Consider the following 5,959-nt stretch of genomic DNA (forward strand, 5'->3'; position numbering starts at 1 on the left):
CGGTCATCCGTTTCGCCTCGCAAGGTGAAAGGGATGACGATGCGCCACGGAACGGAAAAGGGGATTTTCCGCGCCGGCGGGATGGGCGCGTCCTTCGGCCCCGGCGGCATTACCCCTGCCGTCCACGTCCTCCGGGAGGAGGTGATCCCTCTTGCTTCCTACTCTTTCGTCGATCCGCATCGTGCAGCAGCCGCTCTCGAGCGCCGCGGACCTGGTGGACCTTTACCTGCGGGCCTACCAACCCCTGGGAGACTATTACTACCGCCACCGCGCCGAGGTGAAGGTCTATCTCCGATGGCTCCGGCATCGCGACCCGAACGGCTCCTTTATCGCTTACGACGGGGAGCGCCCTGTCGGGTTCATCGCCGTGGATCCCCGATGGGACCACGACACGGGGGCCATCCACGAACTGGTCGTGGATCCCGCCTATCAGGGCCGTGGGCTGGGCCGCGCCCTGTTGGGCTACGGGATGGCCTACCTGCGCTCCCACGGCTGCCGTCAGTGCGAACTCTGGGTCGGAGCGCACAACGAGCGCGCCCGCGCCCTTTACCGTTCCCTCGGCTTTGCGGAGAACGGCCGTTGGGGCAAGTGGATCCGGATGGTCCGCTCGCTGGAGGACCTGCCGGAGGCCCTCGCCCTGGCAGCCGGGCGTTCGGAAGGCCGCTCCCCCGAGCAGCCGCCGCCCGGGGATCGCCCCCGGGGTTAAAATGGGATCAGGCTCAGAGGAACACCCGGGAGGCCCCATGCCGAACGCTGAAGTCCTGGCGACCGGGACGGAACTGCTGAGCGGGGACGTGGTGGACACCAACTCGGCCCGCATCGCCCGGGCCCTCCGCCCGCTGGCCATCCCCCTGGTCCAGGTCACCGTGGTGGGCGACGACCTGCCCCGCATGGTCGCGGCCATCCGGGCCGCCTGCTCCCGCAGCGAGATCCTCTTCATCAGCGGCGGCCTGGGCCCCACCGTGGACGATGTGACCCGGGAGGCGGTGGCGGAGGCCACCGGGCGCCCCCTGCGCTTCGATCCCGAACTGTTCGAAACCATCCGCGCGCGCTTTGAGGCTTTCGGGGTCCCGATGCCGGAGAGCAACCGGCGGCAAGCCTTCCGACCGGAAGGTTCCCGTGTGATCCCCAACCCCATCGGGACCGCGCCCGGGTTCCTGGTGGAGGAGGACGGCCACCTCCTCTTCGCCCTGCCGGGCGTCCCCCGCGAACTGGAGCGCATGCTCGCCGAGACCGTCATCCCCTATCTGCGGGAGCGCTTCCCTCCGAAGGAGGCCATGGTCTGGCGGGTGGTGCGCACCATCGGGTGGGGAGAGAGCCTGATCGACGAGCGGCTTCAGGATCTGCTACGGGGGGAGAACCCGCAGATCGGTCTGAACGCCCACCCGGGGCGGGTGGACATCCGCATCCGGGCCCATGGGGTCACCCTCGCAGACGCCCAGGCCCGGGCCGAGGCTGCCGTCCGGATCATCCGCGAGCGCCTGGGCGCGGCCGTCTACGGCGAGGGGGAAGAGACCCCCGAGGCGGCGCTGATCCTCGCCCTCCGCCAGCGCCAGGCCACCTTGGCGACCATCGAGAGCGGCTCCATGGGGATGCTGGGCGGCCGGCTGGCCGCCGCCGACCCCGAGGGAACCGTCTTCCGCATCGGGGAGGTTCGGGCCCGGCTGGCCGCCGCCCCCGAACACGCAGCGGAGGCTGTCCGGCGGCACGCCGGGACCACCTTCGGGCTGGCCGCCGAGGTCCGCCCGGAGGGAGAGGGCTTCCAGGCCACCGCCGCCCTGGCCACGCCGAAGGGCCCGAAGATCGCCCGGCGAGCCCTTCGAGGCCCCCTCCCCCACGCCGCCGAGTGGGTCGCCCACATGGCGATGGGCCTGTTGTGGCGGTGGCTCCACGAGGAGGACCAGTGACCCTGCCCTTCAAGCCCAGCCTGCCTCCGGTGCGCCTGCCGGTCTTCGAAGGGCCGCTCGATCTCCTGCTCTACCTGATCGAGCGCAACGCCCTGGACATCACGCAGATCTCCCTGGCCCAGGTCACCGCCCAATACCTGGAATACGTGGCTGTCCTCCAGGCCCTCACCCTGGACCAACTGGCGGAATATCTGGTGGTGGCGGCCAAATTGCTCTACCTCAAGTCCACGCTGCTCCTGCCGCGGCCGCCGGCGCCAGACGAGGGGGTGGAGGACGTGGGGGCGGAACTGGTGGCCCAACTCCAAGCCTACCGCCTTTTCCGCGAAAGGGCCCGCTGGTTGGCCGAGCGGGAAGGGTGGACCGCCTATCCCCGCGCCGCCCCACCACCTCTGCCGGCAGCCCCCGGGACCGGCCTGGAAGGGGTGACGTTGGAGGACCTTCTCCGCCTCGCCCGCCGTGCCTTGCAGCGCCCCCCCGCTGCAGTGCCGGTAGGGCGCTTCCTCTCCCCCTACCGCCTGACCATCCAGGAGGCCATCCAGCGCATCCTGGACGCGGTGGTGGCCCACGGCCGGGTCGCCATGAGCCGGCTGCTGGAGAGCGTCGAGACCCGCGCCGATCGCATCGCCCTCTTCCTGGGCCTGCTGGAGCTCCTCAAGCGGCGCCAGGTGATCGCCCGCCAGGATCGCCTGTTCGACGAGATCTACGTGGAGCCCGTCTAGCGGGAGGGCGGGCGCCGTCTACGCCCCATCCTCCTCGCGCGCCTGACATGCGGGGCAGATCCCCACCACCGTCGCCGTCAGGCGAAGGATCCGATAGCCCCCCCCGCGCTCCAGCGCCTGCCGCACCCCCTCGAAGGGCTCCGCTTCCAGATGCTCCACGCGGCCGCACCGCTCACAGATGAAGTGGCCGTGGTCCGGCCGGACCCGCAACTCGTAGACGCTGCGGCCGCCGCCGATGTCATGGCGGTCCAGCAGCCCCAGCCGGGAGAACAGCCGCAAGGCCCGATAGACGGTGGAGAGGTCCACGCCCGGGGAGCGCGCCTGCAGGGCGGCGTGGATCTCCTCCGCCGTCAGATGCCGGTCCGCGGTCCGAAGCACCTCCAGCACCATCAGGCGCTGGGGCGTGACCCGATAGCCGTGCTGACGGAGCAGGCGACGGGCGTGAAGACAATGAGGCATGGGAAGCCCCCCCGGAGCGGCTCACGCCTTAGAACGGCGGCTCCAGCCCATGGGCCTCCAGGAGGGCTCGGTCCTGGAGGATCTCGGCGGTGGGGCCGTCGGCCACGATCTCCCCACCGTCCATCACCAGGGTGCGCGGGAAGGCCTCGGCCACCATGCGCATGTCGTGGGTGGCCACCAGCATCGTCTGGGGCATGGCTTTCAGCAGCCGGATGAACTCCCGCCGCCCCCGGGGGTCCAGCCCGGCGGTGGGCTCGTCGAAGAGCATCACTTCGGGCTGCAAGGCCAGCACGGTGGCGAGGGCCACGCGCTTCTTCTCCCCCACGCTGAGGTGGTGGGAGATGCGGGACGCGGCCCCATCCATCCCCACCGCCTCCAGCGCCTGGTGGACGCGCTCTGCCACCTCCGAGGCCGCCAGCCCCTGGTAGATCAGCCCATAGGCCACGTCATCGAACACAGTGGGGGAGAACAACTGGTCGTCCGGATCCTGGAACACCAAGCCCACCCGAGCCCGCAGGCGCCGGAGGTCCCCATCCCCCACCGGCTGTCCTTCCCACCGGATCACGCCGGCCGCCGGCCGGAACAGGCCGCTGAGCACCAGCAGCAGCGTGGATTTGCCGGCCCCGTTGGGCCCCACCAGCGCGACCTTCTCCCCACGCCGAAGGGCCAGGGAGACGCCGTTCAACGCCCGGCGGCCATCCGGATACACGTAGACCAGCCCCTCCGCCTCGAGTAACGCCGCCATGCTGCCCATCCTCCCTACACGAACAGGCCGACCAGCAGCACCAGCCCCAGGAAGGCGAGCCCGCCCAGAAGCAGCCCGCGATCGACCGCAGAGAGGGGTGGGGCCGGCAGGGCTCGGATTTCGCCATCATACCCCCGGGCGACCATGGCCAGGTAAATCCGCTCGCCCCGCTCCAGGGCCCGGAGGAACACCATGCCCGCCATCTGGCCAGTCACCCGCGCCCGCCAGCCAAGGGTTCCCCCCACCCGACGGCCCGGGATCCCCGGATCCAGGCTGCGGGCCTCCCGGGCCCGCAGCATCCGCACCGCCTCATCGGCCAACAGGAAAAGATACCGCCACATCAGCCCGACGGTCTGCACCAGGATCCGCGGCATCCCCAGACCCCGCATGGCCGCCAGCAAATCCGGGAAGGACGTGGTTCCCACCAGCACCACCGCCGCCTGGGCAGAGAGCCAGGCCTTGATCAGGACGCTGAGGAACCGCACCACGCCTTCCGCGCGCACCGACAGCGTCCACGGTCCCATCTGCCATTGGAACGCCGATGGGCCGGGGGCTGTGAACACCACCGGGAGGGCCGCCAGGACGAAGGGCAACGCCAGGGCCGAGCGCCGCCACACCCGGCGCACCCCCAGTCCTGAGAGGAGCGCTGCCCCTAGAACCGCCAGCACCAGGAGGCCGTAGGCCGACCACGCCCCCCCGGGCAAGGCTGTGGCCGTGACGATAAAGGCCAGCGTCAGGGCCAGTTTCACCCGGGGGTCCCGCCGATGCACCGGGCTTTCCAACGGCTGATATGGGTCGTGGAAGTGCACATGCACGGCCACCAGCCCTCCGAGCCCCGGCCGCCTCCGTCCCGCCCGGATCCGGACGGGATCATCGCTTCAGCGCCTGGGGCGGACGGCGGCGGAAGACGAGAAGCACAGCCAGCCCGAAGACCAGCGCCGCCCCCAGAAAGCCGGCCAGGATCGTCGCCAGGGCCGGGTTCGGGATCCCCGGGACCACGTAATCGGGGATCAGGCCCGGCAGGGTAACCCGGGCGGCGCTGTGGAACCCCAGGTCCTGCGCCACCCGCTCCAGCCCGTCGGGGTCCGAGGAGGCCAGCGGGGCGAGGACCGCCAGGCCGAAGGCCAGCGCCAGGCCGGCCGCCCAGAGGGGGAGGCGGCCCACCACCGGGCGTTCCGGCTCCCGACGGAGCACGGAGAGAAAGGCCACCGCGCCCATCGTGATCAGCCCCTCCACCACCCCAATGAGGGCATGGATCCCGCCCATGGCCGGGAGCACCAAGTTGGCCGGCGCCAGGCCCGAGAGGGCCAGTTCCATACCGGTGGCCAGGGCCCCCATCACGGTGGCCATCCAGCCGGCCAGGAACGCGGCGGCGGGCCGGGCCCACGGCCGGGCTCCGAACAGGCCACGGATCGTCTGGTCGGCGGCATAGGCCACCAGGGCGCCCAGGATCCCCATGTTGAAGATATTGGCCCCCAGGGCCACCAGCCCGCCGTCCTGAAACACCAGGGCCTGGACGATGAGGACACATCCCATCACCAGGATGGCCGTCCATGGGCCGAGGAGCAGAGTGGCCAAGGCGGTCCCGACCAGGTGTCCAGAGGTGCCGCCGGCGATGGGGAAATTCAGCATCTGGGCGGCGAAGATCCCTGCGGCCACCACGCCGACCACCGGCGCGTCCCGTTCCCCCAGATCCCGGCTCACCCGCCGCAGGGCATACCCGCCGACCCCCGCCGTCACCCCCCACAGCGGCAACGCCACCGACGCCGAGAGGAACCCGTCCGGGATATGCACGGCCCCCTCCTTGCAATAGATTGGCTATTGCCAGTCTATCGCAATAAATGGGAAACCATCAAAACCGGATGGGCCGAGGGACAAAGGCAGGGATCCGCCCTCCTCCGCGCGCCTCGTGGGAGAGCGAGGTGGGGATGGATGGGACAGCCGAAGATGAAACCCGCCCCGCCGATCCCGATCGGCAGCAAGACATTCACAAGGCGTTTCGATATGCGGCCGGGGCGGCACGGGACCTGCTGGAAAGGTTCACCGCCGCCTGCGGGCACGGAGAGTTGGGCACAGCGGCGCTGTGCTTAGGCCGTTCCGTGGCGCATCGTCATCCCTTTCACCTTGCG

At 70.6% G+C, this 5,959-nt stretch carries 8 protein-coding genes; 4 read left to right on the forward strand and 4 right to left on the reverse strand.

What is annotated here, in order from left to right; all coding sequences use genetic code 11:
• The first annotated feature begins 151 nt into the window (after window positions 1-151).
• Genes C4313_RS10900 through C4313_RS10910 form a run of 3 tightly spaced genes read left to right on the forward strand, consistent with a single transcriptional unit; the run spans window position 152 to window position 2,626 of the window.
• A complete protein-coding gene (locus tag C4313_RS10900) occupies window positions 152-706 on the forward strand; it encodes a GNAT family N-acetyltransferase (RefSeq protein ID WP_352429887.1) in 555 nt (184 codons plus the stop codon).
• Between the two features lie 37 nt (window positions 707-743).
• Window positions 744-1,907 (forward strand): competence/damage-inducible protein A, encoded by a 1,164-nt coding sequence (locus tag C4313_RS10905; protein ID WP_352429888.1) that lies wholly within the window; start codon window positions 744-746, stop codon window positions 1,905-1,907.
• Window positions 1,904-2,626 carry a segregation and condensation protein A gene (locus tag C4313_RS10910; RefSeq protein WP_352429889.1) on the forward strand — a complete coding sequence of 241 codons (723 nt, stop codon included), beginning with the start codon at window positions 1,904-1,906 and terminating at the stop codon, window positions 2,624-2,626. Before C4313_RS10905 ends, C4313_RS10910 begins: the two co-directional genes overlap by 4 nt.
• An 18-nt stretch (window positions 2,627-2,644) precedes the next feature.
• Here C4313_RS10910 and C4313_RS10915 read toward each other — a convergent pair whose 3' ends face one another.
• Genes C4313_RS10915 through C4313_RS10930 form a run of 4 tightly spaced genes read right to left on the reverse strand, consistent with a single transcriptional unit; the run spans window position 2,645 to window position 5,624 of the window.
• Window positions 2,645-3,085, reverse strand: coding sequence for a Fur family transcriptional regulator (locus C4313_RS10915; RefSeq protein ID WP_352429890.1), 441 nt, complete (start codon window positions 3,083-3,085; stop codon window positions 2,645-2,647).
• Between the two features lie 28 nt (window positions 3,086-3,113).
• Window positions 3,114-3,830 carry an energy-coupling factor ABC transporter ATP-binding protein gene (locus C4313_RS10920; protein ID WP_352429891.1) on the reverse strand — a complete coding sequence of 239 codons (717 nt, stop codon included), beginning with the start codon at window positions 3,828-3,830 and terminating at the stop codon, window positions 3,114-3,116.
• Between the two features lie 14 nt (window positions 3,831-3,844).
• A complete protein-coding gene (gene cbiQ / locus C4313_RS10925) occupies window positions 3,845-4,651 on the reverse strand; it encodes a cobalt ECF transporter T component CbiQ (RefSeq protein ID WP_352429892.1) in 807 nt (268 codons plus the stop codon).
• A gap of 49 nt (window positions 4,652-4,700) precedes the next feature.
• Complete coding sequence (locus tag C4313_RS10930; RefSeq protein ID WP_352429893.1) at window positions 4,701-5,624, reverse strand: energy-coupling factor ABC transporter permease; 924 nt, start codon at window positions 5,622-5,624, stop codon at window positions 4,701-4,703.
• A 134-nt stretch (window positions 5,625-5,758) separates the two neighbouring features.
• Here C4313_RS10930 and C4313_RS10935 point away from each other — a divergent pair.
• Window positions 5,759-5,959 (forward strand): hypothetical protein (locus C4313_RS10935; protein ID WP_352429894.1); only part of this gene is annotated, 201 nt, incomplete at its 3' end.

Origin of the sequence: Thermoflexus sp. (assembly GCF_040289485.1) — a bacterium.
Lineage (GTDB): Bacteria > Chloroflexota > Anaerolineae > Thermoflexales > Thermoflexaceae > Thermoflexus.

Coding starts and splice junctions, on each gene's coding strand:
- C4313_RS10905 (WP_352429888.1), top strand. CDS start 744: ATGCCGAACGCTGAAGTCCTGGCGACCGGGACGGAACTGCTGAGCGGG.
- C4313_RS10915 (WP_352429890.1), bottom strand. CDS start 3,085: ATGCCTCATTGTCTTCACGCCCGTCGCCTGCTCCGTCAGCACGGCTAT.
- C4313_RS10920 (WP_352429891.1), bottom strand. CDS start 3,830: ATGGCGGCGTTACTCGAGGCGGAGGGGCTGGTCTACGTGTATCCGGAT.